The organism is Sorangium sp. So ce363, assembly GCF_051520435.1.
GTDB lineage: Bacteria > Myxococcota_A > Polyangia > Polyangiales > Polyangiaceae > Sorangium > Sorangium cellulosum_B.
Genome location: NZ_CP150333.1, coordinates 10,840,333 through 10,856,881, shown reverse-complemented (window position 1 = coordinate 10,856,881; position 16,549 = coordinate 10,840,333). Strand labels below are relative to the sequence as shown.

Annotated in this window: 16 protein-coding genes; 12 read left to right on the top strand and 4 right to left on the bottom strand. The window is 69.8% G+C overall.

Annotated features, from left to right (window positions below; all coding sequences use genetic code 11):
- Nucleotides 1–52: 52 nt before the first annotated feature.
- On the bottom strand, nucleotides 53–1,243 hold the full coding sequence (locus tag WMF12_RS40845; protein ID WP_437853984.1) for a PAS domain-containing protein: 1,191 nt from the start codon (nucleotides 1,241–1,243) through the stop codon (nucleotides 53–55).
- 326 nt (nucleotides 1,244–1,569) lie between these two features.
- Between WMF12_RS40845 and WMF12_RS40840 the strand changes: the two genes are divergently transcribed.
- The 6 genes from WMF12_RS40840 (at nucleotide 1,570) to WMF12_RS40815 (ending at nucleotide 5,654) form a co-directional block, all read left to right on the top strand.
- Nucleotides 1,570–2,043, top strand: a complete 474-nt coding sequence (locus WMF12_RS40840; RefSeq protein WP_437853982.1) for a macro domain-containing protein — start codon at nucleotides 1,570–1,572, stop codon at nucleotides 2,041–2,043.
- On the top strand, nucleotides 2,033–2,563 hold the full coding sequence (locus WMF12_RS40835; RefSeq protein ID WP_437853980.1) for a GNAT family N-acetyltransferase: 531 nt from the start codon (nucleotides 2,033–2,035) through the stop codon (nucleotides 2,561–2,563). The genes WMF12_RS40840 and WMF12_RS40835 overlap by 11 nt, the downstream gene beginning before the upstream one ends.
- Nucleotides 2,564–3,058: 495 nt before the next feature.
- Nucleotides 3,059–3,493 carry a MafI family immunity protein gene (locus WMF12_RS40830; protein ID WP_437853978.1) on the top strand — a complete coding sequence of 145 codons (435 nt, stop codon included), beginning with the start codon at nucleotides 3,059–3,061 and terminating at the stop codon, nucleotides 3,491–3,493.
- 51 nt (nucleotides 3,494–3,544) lie between these two features.
- Nucleotides 3,545–4,036 carry an N-acetyltransferase family protein gene (locus WMF12_RS40825; protein WP_437853976.1) on the top strand — a complete coding sequence of 164 codons (492 nt, stop codon included), beginning with the start codon at nucleotides 3,545–3,547 and terminating at the stop codon, nucleotides 4,034–4,036.
- Nucleotides 4,037–4,155: 119 nt separating this feature from the next.
- Nucleotides 4,156–4,950 carry a glutathione S-transferase family protein gene (locus WMF12_RS40820; RefSeq protein WP_437853974.1) on the top strand — a complete coding sequence of 265 codons (795 nt, stop codon included), beginning with the start codon at nucleotides 4,156–4,158 and terminating at the stop codon, nucleotides 4,948–4,950.
- Nucleotides 4,951–5,096: 146 nt separating this feature from the next.
- Nucleotides 5,097–5,654, top strand: a complete 558-nt coding sequence (locus WMF12_RS40815) for a flavin reductase family protein (protein WP_437853972.1) — start codon at nucleotides 5,097–5,099, stop codon at nucleotides 5,652–5,654.
- A gap of 13 nt (nucleotides 5,655–5,667) precedes the next feature.
- Here the strand turns inward: WMF12_RS40815 and WMF12_RS40810 are convergent, their stop codons facing one another.
- Nucleotides 5,668–6,804, bottom strand: a complete 1,137-nt coding sequence (locus WMF12_RS40810; RefSeq protein WP_437853970.1) for a DUF4419 domain-containing protein — start codon at nucleotides 6,802–6,804, stop codon at nucleotides 5,668–5,670.
- A gap of 471 nt (nucleotides 6,805–7,275) precedes the next feature.
- Here WMF12_RS40810 and parA point away from each other — a divergent pair, with 471 nt between their 5' ends.
- The 3 genes from parA (at nucleotide 7,276) to WMF12_RS40795 (ending at nucleotide 9,106) form a co-directional block, all read left to right on the top strand.
- Entirely contained in the window at nucleotides 7,276–7,959 is a 684-nt protein-coding gene (gene parA, locus WMF12_RS40805) for a ParA family partition ATPase (protein ID WP_437527358.1), read from the top strand.
- Nucleotides 7,910–8,578: a hypothetical protein gene (locus tag WMF12_RS40800; protein ID WP_437853968.1), complete on the top strand. Its 669-nt coding sequence runs from the start codon at nucleotides 7,910–7,912 to the stop codon at nucleotides 8,576–8,578. Before parA ends, WMF12_RS40800 begins: the two co-directional genes overlap by 50 nt.
- A gap of 105 nt (nucleotides 8,579–8,683) precedes the next feature.
- The gene (locus WMF12_RS40795; protein ID WP_437853966.1) at nucleotides 8,684–9,106 is read left to right on the top strand and encodes a response regulator; all 423 of its coding nucleotides are present in this window, start codon (nucleotides 8,684–8,686) and stop codon (nucleotides 9,104–9,106) included.
- A gap of 217 nt (nucleotides 9,107–9,323) precedes the next feature.
- On the opposite strand, the gene WMF12_RS40790 is transcribed toward WMF12_RS40795, so the two are convergent.
- Together WMF12_RS40790 and WMF12_RS40785 are read right to left on the bottom strand one after the other, a co-directional pair.
- Nucleotides 9,324–12,263 carry a HEAT repeat domain-containing protein gene (locus tag WMF12_RS40790; RefSeq protein ID WP_437853965.1) on the bottom strand — a complete coding sequence of 980 codons (2,940 nt, stop codon included), beginning with the start codon at nucleotides 12,261–12,263 and terminating at the stop codon, nucleotides 9,324–9,326.
- Between the two features lie 192 nt (nucleotides 12,264–12,455).
- The gene (locus WMF12_RS40785; protein WP_437853963.1) at nucleotides 12,456–13,586 is read right to left on the bottom strand and encodes an alkene reductase; all 1,131 of its coding nucleotides are present in this window, start codon (nucleotides 13,584–13,586) and stop codon (nucleotides 12,456–12,458) included.
- A gap of 142 nt (nucleotides 13,587–13,728) precedes the next feature.
- On the opposite strand from WMF12_RS40785, the gene WMF12_RS40780 reads away from it, so the two are divergent.
- From WMF12_RS40780 to WMF12_RS40770, 3 genes are all read left to right on the top strand, one after another.
- On the top strand, nucleotides 13,729–14,133 hold the full coding sequence (locus WMF12_RS40780; RefSeq protein WP_437853961.1) for a winged helix-turn-helix transcriptional regulator: 405 nt from the start codon (nucleotides 13,729–13,731) through the stop codon (nucleotides 14,131–14,133).
- A 375-nt stretch (nucleotides 14,134–14,508) separates the two neighbouring features.
- Nucleotides 14,509–16,095, top strand: coding sequence for an ATP-binding protein (locus WMF12_RS40775; RefSeq protein ID WP_437853959.1), 1,587 nt, complete (start codon nucleotides 14,509–14,511; stop codon nucleotides 16,093–16,095).
- Nucleotides 16,092–16,532 carry a response regulator gene (locus tag WMF12_RS40770; protein WP_437853957.1) on the top strand — a complete coding sequence of 147 codons (441 nt, stop codon included), beginning with the start codon at nucleotides 16,092–16,094 and terminating at the stop codon, nucleotides 16,530–16,532. The genes WMF12_RS40775 and WMF12_RS40770 overlap by 4 nt, the downstream gene beginning before the upstream one ends.
- Nucleotides 16,533–16,549 lie beyond the last annotated feature (17 nt).

Sequence of the window (16,549 nt, the reverse complement as noted above, 5' to 3'; positions counted from 1 at the left end):
GCAGGCCACCGCGATCTACCCGACCTCCGAGGCCAGCCTCGTGTCCTGGACCTCAGCGCCCGCCGCTTCCCGGGAGCCTCGGCGCTGCGCCCCCGGGGGCGCGCGGCGGCGCGCCGTTCGGCGCCGCGCCGCCCGCTGCCACGCGCTGCATGCAGAGCTTCAGGCCCGCGCGGAGGTTTCCGACGGTCGCGATGCCCGACAGATCGAGCCCGAGGGAGACCATCGTCTGCGCCACGTTGGGCCGGATGCCCGTGATGACCCCCTCGGCGCCCAGGAGCCGGATGGCGCGGATGAGCTCGAAGAGATAACTCGCTGTCTTCGTGTCGACGACCTCGACGCCGGTGAGGTCCAGGATCGCGAAGCGGGCCCGCTTGTCCACGATGGCGGCCAGGAGGTCGTCCATCACGTCGGCGGCCCTCCTGCTGTCGACGACGCCCACCATCGGGAGGGTCAGCACGCTGTCCCAGACCTCGATGATGGGCGTCGACAGATCGCGGATCACCTGCTGCTGGCGCTCGATGAGGTCGAGCCGCGCCTTCAGCTCGTCTTCCCTCAGCTTCGCCTCCGTGGCGTCGAGCGTGAAGCTGACCGCGCCGTTGCGCTCCCCGCGCTCGTCGGTCAGCGGGACGAGCCACGTCTCCCAGGCGCACCCGAACGCCTCGACGCGGGTGCGGACGAGCTCGCCCCGGACCGCCCTTCGCATCGGCTCCATGTCCATCGGCGCGGGGGGTTCGTCGAACACGTTCAATCCGACGAACTGGCCCGATCGGAGGCCGAGGGACTGGAGCGTCTTGCCCTCGTGAAAGGTGCAGAATCCATCCCGATCCATCCGGGTCACGGCCGCATCCACGGTGCCGAGGATGGCCCGGAGGATCATGTCGCCCTCCTTGAACTTCTCGACGGCCTTGACCTCTTCCGTGACATCCTGCCCGAAGCAGAGCAGCCGAATCGGCTCGCCGCCGTCGTCGAGCACGGGCGCATACCGCCACTCGCACACGACGGCGCGCCCGTCCTTGCGGGTGTGGGTGTAGCGGTGCGGGGCGCTCTCCTGCCCGAGCGAACGCCCGAAGGTCCTGGCGTCCGGCTCGCTCACGATCGTGTCCGCGAGGCGGCGGCCCACCGCTTCGTCAGCAGTATATCCAAAGACGCGTTCTGCCTCGCCGTTCCACTCGGCGACCACGAGATCGTCGAGGTTCCCCGCGCACTCGATCACCGCGAAAGGCGCGCTGCGGACAGCCCTCATATAACTCGCGGCGAGGCCCGGGGATCCGGGAGCAGTCCCTGTGCTCATCATCTTTCGTCCAAGGTAAACTGGGCCGGCTGTCGGTGTCGAGGACGACCGACCGGAGGCCGGCAGCGAGGACGAGGGGTAAGCCGAGCTTGTGAGATGAACTTCGTCAGGCCGCCCTGCGGGGTCGAGCCCTTCGAGGCAAGGCCCCTTTCCATCGGATGAGGTCGGGGACGAGGAGCCGCTCCACGTCCATCCCTCCGTCCTCATCGCGAAACCAGCCTGGCGTGCTCATCCGTGAACGGTTACATTCAACAGGACGAGGAGGCGCTGCGTCTACAATGAACGCGATCGACTACCGCACGGGTGATGCGACCGATCCCGTCGGAGAGGGGGCGAGGATCATCTGCCACGTCTGCAACGACATCGGCGGCTGGGGGCGTGGGTTCGTGGTCGCGCTCTCGAAGAAGTGGCCCGAACCCGAGGCGCAGTACCGCGCCTGGCATGCCCGGGGTGAAGCAGCTGGATTCAGGCTTGGGGAAATACAGATTGTGAGCGTGAAAGGCGATCTCTCCGTCGCAAACATGATCGCCCAGCACGGCGTGCGTTCGCAGCATGGCGTTCCCCCGATCCGGTATGATGCGCTTGAGCGATGTCTCGCCATGCTTGCAGAGCACGCGCGGCATGTCAGCGCATCAATCCATATGCCAAGAATCGGTTGCGGCCTGGCGGGCGGGGAGTGGCCAGAGGTCGAGTCCATTGTCCAGAGAACGCTCTGTGCTGCCGGACTGTCCGTGCACGTTTATGACCTCTAACGCGGGGAACGACGCCAAGCAGATGAAGCTCATACGCGCAGAAGATAGCCATGTCATGGCGATCGAGAAATGGTTCCCCGATCGGCGAAGCTGCCAGAACTGGGGTGGTCCGCAGTTCAGGTTCCCGTTTACGGACAGTACCTTCCTGGAGGACACGCGGAGCGGTGTGCTGCCCTCCTATGTGATGCTCGGAGCTGATGACCAGCTCCTCGGTTTTGGCCAGTATTACCTGAGGGCCGGTCGCTGTCATCTCGGACGGCTCGTTATATCGCCCGAGCACCGGGGTGCGGGGCTGGGCCGGTGGCTCGTCGGTGGCCTGGTCGAGCTTGGCGTTCAGGAGCTGGGTGTCGGCGAATGCTCCTTGTTCGTCGTTGCGGACAATACGCCTGCAATGCGGCTGTACCGGAGGCTGGGCTTCGTGGAAAGCCAGTACCCGGAAGATGATCCAAGCGTCACCTCCTTGGTGTACATGGTGGTGGTCGCGACCAGACTGGCAGAGCTGCGCCTGTGTGCCCAGTAAGGCGCTGCGAACGTGACGCACTCGGAGAGCACATGGGAGTCGACCTCGCCTTTGTCCTGGGCCATTCACTGGGAGCCGCCGAGCTGCTCGCATTCCCCGAGCGTGCGTCGGCCTCCCTCGAGATGCAGCGCGCGGCCCGGCAGCTATGGCAGGTGATGCGCCCGCGGTGGCCGAACCTGGGCCGGGTAGAAGAGTTCACGATGCTCGTGCCCTGGGAGCGTCTCACGGAGGACGAGGTCCAGGCGGCGTGGGCGCGAGGGGGACACACCGTCGTTCGAGTGGGCCGGCTTCCATCTCTACTTCGGTAGACGAACTGTCGAGGCGAGCCACCTCGAGAGGCTCGCAGTCTTCGTCCTCGACCTCGATCAGCTCCGTGCCCCGCTGCAGGCGTGCGCGCGAGCGCTCGCATGTGAGCTGCGGTCGCCCAGCATCGTGTACGGTCCGGACTCGAGCTCGCCATTCGAGGCGGCTCTGGATGTCGTGGCGGGCAGCTCCTTGTCCGAGATCATCGCAGTTGCGGCACGCAACTGTGGCGCTCCGGCGCGCAGCATTCGTGAAATGGCCAGCGAGGATGAAAGTCTGAATCTCGACAGAAGCTGCTATTTTATCGAGGTCGTTGACCTTGTGGTGAAACAAGAGATCCAAGCGTTGTGCGCTGTCGCGCTCGAGTCCTTCAAGGACGTGCTCCCCCCAGAGCGCTTCCGCGACGCGCACCGCTGGGTTCACAAGTACGGGGAATGGGGGCTCGCCATGGAGCACGTCATCGACTGGATCGGCGACCTCGATCTCCCTGTCCACCAAGCGCAGTTTGACGCCATCGAGCGCGCGATGGCCGCAATGGGATGGGCTGAGAGCTCAAGGATGAAGTGGCTCCGTGGATATTTCGCGTCGCTCATAGCGCAGAATTCCCATGAGGGTGAGTCTGCATGAAGCTTCACAAGCGCCACGCGCGTGCATGGCGCCCTACAGGAGGAAATCCGATTGCCTGAGCTCCATTTCCGCCGTGCCAATCCCGAGGACGCGGCCCGCCTTCAGGACATCCGGCGCGCGGCCTTTGCGCCCGTGTTCGCGTCGTTCCGCTCGATCCTCGGCGACGATCTCTACGAGCTGGCGCAGCGGCGAGACGACGAAGCGCAGGAGGGGCTGCTGACGTCGCTGATGGCGGCCGACTCGGGCTGGGAGCTGTACGTGGCGCAATCCGGCGACGAGGTCGTCGGCTTCGTGGCGCTCCGGCTCGCTCCGGAGACGCTTGTCGGCGAGATCGGCCTCAATGCCGTCGACCCCGCGCAGGCCGGCAAGGGAATCGGCACAGCGATGTACGAGTTCGCGGCGGCGCGCCTGAAGCAGGCCGGGATGAAGGTCGCCGCCGTCGGAACCGGTGGCGATCCGAGCCACGCTCCGGCGCGACGCGCGTACCGGAAGGCGGGGTTCGACATCGAAATCCCCAGCGTGTGGATGTACCGCAAGCTCTGATCTCGCCAGCACGACGACACGCGCGCGGCTCGCGTCGCCCTCCGACAGCGAGGCGCAGCCGAGCAGATCGCCGCCTGGTCAGGCCCTGCTCGGGCGCGGCGGTGGTACGCTTCGGCTCGATGAGCGCCCCCGCGAGCCCCGCACGCCTCCGCCTCCATCACGCTGCCTCGTCGTACTACTCCATGATCGCGCGCCTCGCGCTGGTCGAGCGCGGCGTCCCGTTCGAATCGGTGCGCGTCGACATCCACCGCAGGGCGCAGCAGCTCGCGCCGGACTACGCGCGCCTCAACCCGAACCTGACCGTGCCGACGCTGCAGGTCGACGGCCGGGTGCTCTCGCAGAGCCGCGACATCCTCCTGTTCGCGTTCGGCACGACCGAGGCCGCGCTCGACGACGCGACGCGGGGCTGGCTCGACCGCCACTACGCCTTCCCCATCGAGGAGCTCACGTTCGGGTGGCTGCTCTCGTGGAACCCGCTCGCGCGACCGGCCGTGCGAAGGACGCTCGTGGCGACGGAGAAGCGCCTCCGCCAGCTCGCGACCGAGCACGCGGACCTCGCGGACGTCTACGCGCGGCGCGCCGAGGTGTTCGCCGGGCGCGTCAAGACGTTTGACCCGGGGGGCGTGGTGGCGATGTTCGGCGAGCGCAAGCGCGCGGCGTTCGAGCTCCTGGACGCGCTCGATGATGCCCTCGCGGATGGGCGCGAGTCGCTCGTCCCCGGCGGTCATGGGCCCGCGGATGTGGTGTGGACCGTGTTCCTCGCGCGGATGGGCTTCGTGCGCTTCGACGCCGAGATCGCCAGGCGAGCACGCCTCGCTCGGTATGCGAAGGCCGTCAAGGCGCGGCCGAGCTTTCGCGAGGCGGACGTCTGGGACCGGTTGAGCCCGCTGAAGCTGATCAAGCAGGTGCTCTGACGCCGCTCGTGCGCTGGTATCCGACGTTGCTGCCCGCGATGTGCATGGCACAATGCGTTTTGGCGCCGAGCAGGCCGCTGCCGACCCGCCATGCGGGCAGTCTGGGTCCAGCCTGCTCGTAGTGCATCCGTGCCTCGGGTGATCGCATGAAGACCTACAAGAAGGCAGATTTTCCGGTCGCGAACGTCCGGCGCTTCCTGGAGCCGGGTCCGGTGGTCTTGGTGAGCTCTGCGCACAAGGGCCAGCGGAACATCATGACGATGGGCTGGCACATGGTGATGATGGAGGAGCCGTCCCTCGTGGGGTGTTTCATCTGGGACCAGAACGATAGCCATGAGATGGTGCGGCGCAGCAAGGAGTGCGTGATCAACGTGCCCACGGCCGATCTCGTGCGCGCCGTCATCGGGATAGGGAACAGCCACGGGTCCGAGGTCGACAAGTTCGAGCAGTTCGGGCTCACCGCCGTTGCGGCGACGAACGTCGGCGCGCCGCTCATCGCCGAGTGTCATGCGAGCTTCGAGTGCAAGCTGGTCGACACGAGCGCCGTCAAGCGCTTCAGCCTGTTCGTATTCGAGGTGGTGAAGGCGCACGTCGCGACGTCGCCGCGCTATCCGACGACCGTCCACTACCGCGGCGACGGGGTGTTCATGGTGTCTGGTCGCAACGTGAGCTACCGGAGGCTCTTCAAGCCGGAGAACCTGTAGTTGGGGCGCTCGATCAGCCGTCGTCGTGGACGATCGCCCAGCCGAACTCGGGTGCGAGCGCGCCGGTCGCGGCTTCCTGCGTGACGCCGAAGAGCCCTGCGACGAAGCGCAACGGGTGATCCGTACCGTCGCGCACATCGACGAACCTGACGGGGGCGCTGGAGATCGAGCTCGGGATCTGCAGAAGGTCCGGTCCCTCGCGCTCGAATTTCCAGTCTGTGCGCTTCTCCGCGGCGCGCAGCGCCTGCTCCCATCGGCCGAGATACGGGTTTGGCTCGAGGCGATCGCCGTCCCCGTCGAATGTCTTGAGGTACGGAAAGAGGACGAGGATCCAGCCGGTCAGCTCGCTCGGCCCGGAGCCGCTCTGGTAGCGGAAGAACGAGCGCCAGAAGCCTGGATCGACGTGCCCCTCGGCGGCGCGGACGACCTCGTCGAGCACCGGGAGGAGCGCGCCGGTCCAGGCCTCTAGGCCGAACTCGGACAGCATCGCGGCGCGCCGGCGAACGCTCTTCCAGTCGTCGACGCTGCCCAGCAGCGTGATCGAAGGGATGCCGCAACCAGCCATCATCTCGTACTCGAAGTAAGGCTGGAACGCGTCCATGAGGACGACCTCCGAGGCGGCGCGCTCCACGGCGCCGGTCGTCGAGAAGTCGGCCACGATCAGGTCGCGCAGGCGGCCGATATGCGCCGCGATCTGGTCCGAGAACGCGGTGAACGCCTCGGGCCATGGATTGGGCTGGCCCAGGAAGAAGTCGGGCCGAACGATGACGAGCTTCTTCTTCCCCTGATGACGGACGATCCGCCCGCGCAGCGCCTCGGCGTTCAGCGCGACATGGTGGGCGAACCCCTGCGCGAGGCAGAGCCACACGGCATCCGGCGACAGAACCAGCGGGTGGTGAAGGTAAAATGCATCGTGCGCCGCCTGCGCGAGCGCGTGGGCATCGGTCGCGGAGACCAGCGGCGCGTCGCTCGACGAGAACGCCTCGACGCGCGCCACGGGAGGTCGCGGCTTGCCCCAGGGCATTCGCCGCTGCTCCGGCGCGGCGCGCTCACCCCCGCCGAGCAGGCTCGGGATGGCCTTGGCGCGATCGAGCACCTGCATGAGTTGCTGCGGCCGATCGACATCGGACACGGCGAAGGTGATTGACATCGATGCATTCTACCCTGCGCATCGATGACACCTCAACGTCGCTTCCCGAGGCGCCCGCTGCTACGATCCGCAGCTCACGCGCCCCGAGGCCGACCGTCGAACGCGTTATCGCCGCCGCCGTCGATTCAAGCGCCTGCGCGATCCAGCAATGGCTCCGGCCCGCTCGCCCGCCAGCGCCGCGCGCCTCCGCGCCGACGAAGCGCGGCGGGCGCACCGGAGGCGCCGCTCGCACGTCGAGCGCGCCTCTTCCGTGAGCTTCCTCATCATGGCGGCTATGCGACGCGCGGGTGAGGACGCTCCTGCCGGATAGAGAGCTGAACAACCTCCTGCGATGTGCCGGCCAACCCGTCGACAGCACCGAGAAATCAACGTCCGCGTCGGGAATTCCCCTCAGGACGGCTCGGTAGAAGCCCTGTCCGCGCTTGCAAGAAAGTGGACCGCCCGGCGAAGGTTCTGCTAGGGGGGTCTATCATGATCATCGCGCTCACCGGACAGAAAGGTGGGATCGGCAAGAGCACCACGGCCGTGAGCCTCGCCGTGGCCGCGCTGGCGAACGGCCGGCGTGTGCTGCTCGTCGACGCCGATCCCCAGGGGACCGTCCGCACGTGGGGCGACGTGGCCGCCGAGGCGGGGCACGATACGCCGACCGTCATGGCCATGGGCGCCTCGATGCACAAGCCGGGACAGCTGCCGGAAGTCGCCGCCGCGTACGACCTCACCGTCATCGACTGCCCTCCGCGCCACGGCGAGATCGCGCGATCGGCGCTGATGGTCGCCGACATCGCCATCTACCCCTGCGGCCCCACGGCCGCGGACGCCTGGGCCCTCACCGCCGCGATCGAGGTGTTCCGCGAGGCCGCCGCGCTGCGGAGCGCGCTCAAGGGCTGCATCCTCATCACGCGCAAGCAAGGCCGCACGGCGCTCGGCAAATCGGCGCGCGCGGTGCTCGAGACGTCGGGCTTGCCGGTGCTCTCCACGGAGCTCGGCTATCGCATCGCCTACCAGGAGTCCCTCGCCTGCGGGCAAGGGGTGACGGGCTACGCACCGCGGGACGCCGCGGCCAGAGAGATCACCCACCTTCTCGAAGAACTGGAGAAGCTTCACCATGGCCAAAAAGCAAGTCGCGGTCTCGCTACGAAAGCCGCCGTCGCCTGAAAAGGCCGACGCGTTCGTCGCGGGGGGCGAAGGCGGCAAAGCGGCGGTCGACGTCGTGAGGTCGAGGCCCGCCGCCGATCAGCGCGCGCACGACGGCGAGAAGCCCGTCGAGGCGCGGCAGGAGCGAGAACGAGCGCAGGAGGCGCCGCAGGACCGAGCACCGGAGGCGCGGCCAGGCGCAGAGCCGCCCGCGGCGACGGCGCCGCAGGCAGCGAGCGCCGCTGCCGGGCCCCAGGCGCTCGCCACCACCTCGGAGCCGCACGCCGGCCCGCCGGTGCTCCTCGGCAACGACGGCCGCTCCCGGCGCGCGGTCACCGTCTACCTGCCCGATCCGCTCGCGGATCGGCTGCTGCTCCATTGCATCGAAAACGATCGCGACATGAGCAACCTGGTCGGCGAGGCGGTCGAGGTCCACCTCGACAAGCGCCTCGGGCCGGCGTCCGTCTCCGCGGCCCCGGCTGAGGCCGCCGCCCCCCGCGAGGCGCCGGCCCCGAGCGCGAGCTACCGCACCGAACCGTTCCGTCCGGCGGACACCGGCCCGAAAGGGCGGGTCGGTCGCGTGGTCCAGGTCGGACGGGTGCTGATGACGCTCTGGCGTCAGCGGCCGCGGGCGAGCTGACCGACCAGCCCGCCTCGACTCCGCCCCTATCGCACCTGACTGGCGCGGCCGCCTCGCCGGGAGTTGACGTTCACGTCCATCTCGCCAATGAGAACCTAGGAGACAATGGACGTCGAAGAAAAACTCTTGAACATCCTCCTCGTCGAAGACGACGACGTCGACGTGATGAATGTCCGCCGGGCGTTCAAGCGGAACAACATCTCGAATCCCCTCTGGGTCGCCGGGAACGGCGTCGAGGCCCTCGAGATGCTGCGCAGCGGCGTCGTCCCGGCCGAGCGACGGCTCATCCTGCTCGACCTGAACATGCCCAAGATGAACGGGATCGAGTTCCTGCGCGAGCTGCGGGCCGATCCAGTGCTCGGGGCCACGTCGGTCGTCGTGTTGACCACATCGAACGACGACCGCGACAAGGTGGGAGCCTACAACCTCAACGTGGCTGGTTATCTCCTCAAGCCGGTCACGTTCCTCAGCTTCGTCGAGCTCATGGCGGCGCTCAACAAGTACTGGAGACTTGTGGAGCTACCGTAGCGAAACACATCGGCTTTCCGGTCCTTGTCGTGGCGAGGGGCGCCCCGCGCGGCGCGCGCACTCACGCTCTCCGAGAGACAGCGCGCGTCGGGCCTTCAGGCGCGGTGTCGTGGCGGAGGCCGATCGCGCCCTGACCGGGATGGCGCCCCTCCCGGATCTGCTCGATACGTCGGAAGATGCGGTTCCCCAGGCTCAGGATCGGCGTCGCGACACCGCGCTACTTGCTGCGCTTGACGACGCCGAGCGCCTTCTGCGCCGCCTTGACGGCCGCCTGCGCCTCCTTGCCGGGGGCGCTCGAGAGCGCCGAGATGAGCGCCGTCGCGACCTCGCGCCGGCTGTGCGCGTGCACGTCCGCGAGCTTGAGGTAGAGCGGCGCCTTGTCGGCGAGATCGGCGTCGCCGCGCCGCGCCTCGATCCGCTCGACGAGGCAGGCCGCCACCGCGGTGTCGTCCATCTTCTTCAGCGCGTCGAGCGCCGCCGCGCGCTTCGCGAGCTCCGGCCGCGCCTCGATGAGGTCCACGAGCGGCGTGAGCGCCACGGGGCCGAACGCGCGGATCGCGTCGGCCACGATGCCGGGCTTGTATCCGTCGGCGTAGGCCGAGAGCAGCTCGCTCAGCCCGCGGACGTCGCCGAGGAAGCCGAGCGCGTACGCGGCGATCTTCGCCTCCCGCTCGTCCACGCCCCGGCTCGCCAGCATCCGCACGAAGGTCTCGACCATCTCGACGTCGCCGAGCTGCGCGAGCGCGTAGGCGGCCTCCTCGCGCACCTCGCGGGAGGCGTCGGCGTAGAACGCGCGCCGGAACGCCGGCAGCGCGGCGAGATCGCCGAGCTCGGAGAGCGCCTTCAGCGCCTCGAGCCGCTCCTCCTTGGTCGGCGCGGCGCCCAGCGTCTTCGCGAGCTCGTGCACGCGCCCGAGCCGCGCGGCGCGCCGCGCGCGCACCGCGTCGTTCCCCGGCCCGCCCGACGGCGCGGCGTCGATCACGTCCAGCGCGTCGCGGGCGAGCGCCCGCAGGCCGGCGTCCTTCGCGTGCTCCGCGACCTTGCCGAGCATCGCCGTGGCCTCGGCGCGGGCCGGGCCGCCGTGCAGCACGACCGCCTGCAGCACCCGCACCGCCGTCAGCTTCGCCACGCGGCCCGCCTTCACCGTGAGCGCCTTCTCCGCGGCGGCGATCGCCTCGGCCCCGAGCGGCGCGAACGTCCTCGCGATGGTCGGCGTCGCGGTGCCGTCCGCCCAGATCGGGAAGATGCTCGCCACGAGCTCGCTCGCCGGCAGCGACGCGTAGTAGCGCGCGTGGTGGACCGCGGCGACGTAGCGGTTCATCGCGCCCGCCGCGCGCCGCCGCGCCACCTCGTCCGGGGAGAGCGTCTCGTCGGGCCGCGCCACCGCGACGCTCTCGTAGGTCGGCACGCGCTCGGTCGAGGCGCGGTCGATCTGCGTCGCGCCGGCCAGGCGGACGAGCGCCATCTCGAGCACCTGGTAGAGCTTGATGAAGTCGTCGAGCCGATCGGCCGGCTCGGGCCGCTGCGGCAGCGCCTGGAGCAGCGCGGCCTGCTTCTCGAGGCGGAGGTCGCGCAGCCGCGCGGCCAGCGGGTCCGTCGCGCGCGCGCTGAGCCCGGTCAGGCCCGTGACGAGCGCCTCGGCGAGCTCCTCGCGGACCTCGCCGAGCGCGATGGCCGCGGGCGAGGCGCCCGCCTCGCGGGCGGCGGCGTTCCACGCGGAGCCCTCGAGCGGCCCGCCCCGCGCCGCGCTCCCCTGCTCGAAGACAGGGCGCAGCTCCAGGCCGAGCGGCCCCTCGACGACGGCGGCGAGCGGCCACAGCGTGGGCAGCGCGGCGTCGATGCCGACGTCCCCGAGCAGCGCGCGGAGCCGCGCGTCGCGGAGCGAGCCGGCGAGCCGCTCCTCGAGCGCCGGGTCGTCGGGCAGGTGGAGCGCCTCCCCCTTGTCGTCGACCGCCGCGAGCCGCGCGCCGCGCGCGAAGAGCGTGTCGGTGAGCACCGCCACGGGCACGAGGTCGGGCGCGAAGACGTCCTTGCGGTGCTCCTGGAGCGCCGCGAGCGCCGCGCCGACGTCGGGCAGCGCCCGCGCGAGCACGGACTCGAGGGCGCCGGCGTCGAGCGGGCGCTTGTCGCCGAGATCGCTGAAGTCGACGCGGAGCGGCGGGTAGCCCGGGTAGGTCGTCGCCCGCGCCCCGGCGAGCACCTCGCCGGCGAAGCTCCGCTTCGGGTCGGTCCGCTTCGCCAGGAACACCGGGAGGATCTGCTTCTCGCTGAAGTGGCGGCCCGACTCGAGGTCGATGAAGCGGCTCTCCCGGATGACGAAATCGTCGCTCGTCGTCCGCGTCGAGAAGGCGTACTCGATGAGCGTGAGGCCCTCCGCGGGCTTCCTGTCGGACGCCTTCCACGTCTTGCCGACGAGCTCCTCGACGTGGCGGTCGTCGAGCGGCTCGCCCGCGAGGTGCTTCTCCAGCTTGCGGGCGGTGAGCAGGAGGTCGGCCATCACGTTCGCGTAGGCGACCGCCGGCAGCGCGCCGCGGGGAGCGCCCCGGGCCTGCCGGCCCCCCGCGGCCTGCCTGCGGAGCAGCGCGGCGAGGTCGAGCGTGCGCGCCGAGAGGCGCCGGAGGCGGTTCTCCCGGAGCGCCTCGGCGAGCTTCTCCATCTGCTCGATGCGGTCGCCCCCGATCGTCGCGACGCCGGACACGCCGAGCTCGCGCACGAGCGTGCCGACCTGCTCGACCCCGGACTTCATCATGGCCTGCGCGTTCGCGCTGCCCTTCTTCACGCTCTTGCGCGCGGTGTCCCCGCCCGGCGCGCCGGGCGGCGGCGCCTCGCTCACGGCGAACGACTCGGGCGCGCGCGCCCACGCGACGAGCAGCGCCGCCGCGTGCTTGCAGAACGCGGTGTTGAAGGTCCGCGCCGGGCAGGAGCAGCGCCCCTTGAACGCGGGCGCCGGCGCGTCGCTGTAGACGAGCGACACCTTGTAAGGCGAGGCCCCCGAGCCCTTGGCGTCGCAGAACAGCTTGTTCTCGTGGCGCGCGAGGTTCAGGAGCTGCCCGCCGTCGTAGAGCAGCGTGCCCTTCTTGAGCTCTCCCGCGTCCTGGATGAACACCCGGAGCTCGCCGGCCCCGATGCGCTTCACGTCGCCCGGGGCCGCGCTCACGGCGCCTCCGCGGGCGAGCGCGCCGGGCGCGGCGCCGTGGGGATCTCGTCGTTCGGGAGCAGCGGATGGGCGGCCGGCATCGGGCTGGAAGCCTATCACGGGCGGCGGCGCGGGAGCTCCTCGCCACCTCCGCCCGCCTCCGCCCGATCGAGCCATCGGATCGTGAGATCAGGCCCTCGGGCCCTCAAGCCGTCAGGCCAGCTGTGCGCCGGCGCTGGCGCGCTCCACCGCGGCCTCGCCGAGGCGCGGGTAGTCGATGTAGCCGCGCGGGCCCTCGGAGTAGAAGGTCGCGACGTCGGGCGCGTTGAGCGGCGCGCGGCGCGACAGGCGCTCCGGAAGATCGGGGTTGGCCAGGAAGGGCGCGCCGAAGGAGACGAGATCCGCCGCGCCGGTCCGCAGCGCTGCCTCCGCGGTCTCCAGCGTGTAGCCGCCGTTCACGACGAGGGCGCCGCGGAACCGCTCGCGGAGGAGGGGCGTCACCCGCGCCGTGGCGTCGAGCGCCTGCCCCGAGAGCGGCTCCACGACGTGCAGATAGACGACCTTGCGCGCCGAGAGCTCGGCGGCGACGTGGCCGAAGAGCGCCCTCGGATCGGAGTCGCTCATGTCGTTGAAGCCGGCCAGCGGCGAGACCCGCACGCCGACCCGGTCGGCGCCGAACACCCCCGTCACGGCCTCGGTGATCTCGAGCAGGAGCCGCGCCCGGTTCTCGACCGAGCCGCCGTACCGATCCGTCCTCTGGTTCACGCCGTCCCGGAGGAACTGGTCGATGAGGTAGCCGTTCGCCGCGTGGATCTCGACTCCATCGAAGCCGGCGGCCTTGGCCCGGCGCGCGCCGTCCTCGAACCGCGCGACCACGCCGGCGATCTCGCCCGTCTCCAGGGCGCGCGGGGTGGTGTACGGCTGCGGGCCCTCGGGCGTGTACGCGTGGCCGTTGCGGATGGCGACGGCCGAGGACGAGACGGGCGCCTGCCGGTTCGGCTGGAACGAGGGGTGCGACGCCCGCCCGACGTGCCAGAGCTGAAGGAAGCCGCGCCCTCCCGCCCGGTGGATCGCGTCCGTCACGAGCCGCCACCCGGCGACCTGCGCGTCCGTGTGGATGCCAGGTGTGCGGAGATATCCCACGCCCTCCGGGGTGACCTGCGTCGCCTCGGTGATGATGAAGCCCGCAGAGGAGCGCTGCTCGTAGTACCGCGCGTTGAGCTCGGTCGGCACGTTGCCCTCGCCGGCGCGGCAGCGCGTCAGCGGCGCCATCACGAGCCGGTTCGGCAGCGAGAGGGGGCCGAGCGCGAAGGGGCTGAAGAGCAGGTCTTTGGCGGTGGTCACGATCGATGCTCCTTGCAAAGAAGATGTAGCTTCCGAAAGGGAAGTGGCATCCGTCCGGCGAGCATCATGAATCTGCACTGCACGATGTCAAGTCACTTCCCTTTTGGAAGTGGATAGGTCATTCTGGTGTCTGGGACGACACATGAAGCACGCGTGCCAGCACCTCTGCGAGAAGTTTCAGGTCGCGATGGACGTGCTCGCGAAGCCCTGGAACGGGCTCATCATTGCGACGCTCGAGGAGGGGGCGCTGCGCTTCGGCGAGATCGGCGAGCGGCTCGACGCGATCAGCGATCGGATGCTCTCCAGCCGGCTGAAGGAGCTCGAGGCGCTGGGCCTCGTGGTGCGGCGCGTCCTGCCGGGGCCCCCCGTGCGCGTGGAGTACGAGCTGACCGACGCCGGGCGGGGATTCGGCGAGGTGGCGCAGGCGATCTCGCGGTGGGGAGAGCGGCTCGCGGTGAGCGCGGCGCGCGGCGGGGGGGCGAAGCGCGCCGCACGGGCGGCACGGGCAGTACCGGCGGCGAAGCGCGCGCGGGCGTCATCCACGTAGCCTCCACGCAGGTCGCGTGACGGATGTCACGAAGGAGTCCGCCCGCTCCTGAGCAGCGCTCAGGCAATACCTGACGCCGAGCGCTCGTGTGGCGAGGTAGCGAGATGAGCGCTCGTGTCGATCTCGAGGTTGCGCTTGCCGCTCAGGTGGAATGGTGATGTAATTCGAGCGCTTCGCATGTCGGTGGCTGATAAAACGGGGTGCAGATTCGAGGGATACGAGCTCAGCCGTTAGGCAGGCGAGTGAGGCGTACGAAAGTACGCGGCAACGAGCCGAACGACGCGGATGAGCTCGCCAAATACTACGAAGACGCACCCGCTATGACGCGAAGCGTCAACGCGTGGGCGTCCCCTGGGGGTCGCGGTGGATCGCCGTATGGTACTGCAGCACCAGCGCCGACCGGGGGGGATGAGGCTCGCGCACCAGTTCTGGTTGTCCCTCGTCCTCCCCATCGCGATGGCCATCCTGCTGTATGGCATCTTCGCGTCGGCGCACCGCAAGCAGGTCCTGCGGGAGGAGGCCACGGCGGAGCTCCGCAACTACGCCACCCTGCTTCAGGCGTTCGTCGAGAGCGCGCTGCAGCGCAAGGACGTCGCGCTCGTCCGGCGGAGGGCAGAGGACTTCGCGAGCGCCGAGCGCATCCTTGGCATCGCCGCGTTCACCAGGGAAGGTGAGGCGATCTTCATCACGAAGGGAGTCGAGCGCGAAGCGGAGCGCCTCGAGCAGCTCGCGCGCCGGGCGTTCCGTGAAGGCGGCGACATCGAGGAGGCCGCCAGCCTGGCCGAGCAATCCGTGCTGCTCCGCACGGTGTCCATCCGGCCGAGCAGCGCCAATCAGCCCCTGGTCGCCGTCCTGGTGCGCGATCGTCACTACGTCGAGGTGCTGGAGAGGACGTTGAATCACGGCCTCGCGGTGACCGGCGTCGTGCTGCTGCTGGTCAGCGCGATCGTCGCCGGGCTCGTCGGGCGCTTCACGGTCGCGCTCCCCGCGCGGGCCATCCTCGCCGGGGCCGAGCGCGTCGCGAGCGGCGATCTGGACGCGGCCGTGCCCGAGCGTGGCGCGGAGGAGCTCTCTCGTCTGGCGAGCACCTTCAACACGATGACCAGCTCTCTCCGCGAGGCGCGGGAGCGCGCCGTGCGGGAGGAGGCGGCGCGGGTGAACGGGGAGCGCAAGCTGCAGCAGGCGCAGGCGCTCGCCGCCGCGGGGCAGGTGGCGACCTCGCTCGGCCATGAGATCGGATCGCCGCTGAACGTGATCCATGGCCGCGCGCGCCGCGCCGCCGACCTGCCCGGCTGCCCGGAGCACCTGCGCGCCGAGCTGGAGACCATCGCGCGACAATCCGAGCGGATCACGCGCGTCGTCTCTCGCCTCGTCTCCCTCGCTCGGCCGCCGAGACCGCAGCAGGCGGACAGCGATCTCAGGCGCGTCATCGACGACGTGGTCGCTTTCCTGGGCCCGGAGTGCAGGAAGCGTGGCATCGAGGCGAGCGTCGTGGGCCCGCGCGAGGGCGGCGCGAGGGCGCGCGTCGCCCTAGACTCCGATCGTCTGTTTCAGGTCGTGTTCAATCTGTGCTTGAACGCCGTCGAGGCCCAGTGCGGCGGCGGCGAGCTCGTGGTGCGCGTCCTTCCCGAGTGCGATAGCCCAGCGGGCTCTGGCGCCGTGTGCTTCGAGGTCGAGGACGCGGGGCCGGGGATCCCTGCCGAGGATCTGCACCGGATCTTCGAGCCGTTCTTCACGACGAAGGCGGCCGGCGGCGGGAGCGGGCTCGGGCTCGCGATCGTCCGTGGGATCGTCGAGGAGGCCGGCGGCTCGGTGGAGGCCGCCGCCTCGTCGACAGGCGGGGCGCGCTTCCGTGTCACCCTGCCCGCGATCGTGTCCGGTTCACCGGCGAGCGTGGAAGCGAGCTCAGAGGCGAGCTCGGAGTCGAGTAGAGGGGGTAGAGAGGAAGGGCAGAAAGCATGAGTCTGAGCTCACCGAGCGTGTTGGTTGTCGAAGACGACGATGATCTCGGCCGGTTCGTCGTTGACATCGCCAAGGACCACGGCTACCAAGCGACGCACGTGTCCGATGCGATGTCGGGCCTCGGTCTGCTGCCGTCGGGGGACTTCGACCTGCTGATCACCGACATCCGCATGCCGGGGATGGACGGCATCGAGCTGATCGCGCGGGCCAAGGAGCACGATCCGTCGCTGGCGATCATCGCGATCACCGCGTTCGGCTCCGTCGAGACCGGGATGCGCGCCCTCCGCGTCGGCGCCTCCGACTACCTCTCCAAACCTTTCCGCTCCGATGAGCTAAGCTCTCGCATGCGACGCGCGCTCGAGCGCCGCGCTCGCGATATCGAGCATGCTCGTCTCCAGCGGCAAGTCGCAGAGGTCTTGCGCCGCGGCAAGCCATGAAACGGCGGTACTCCAGG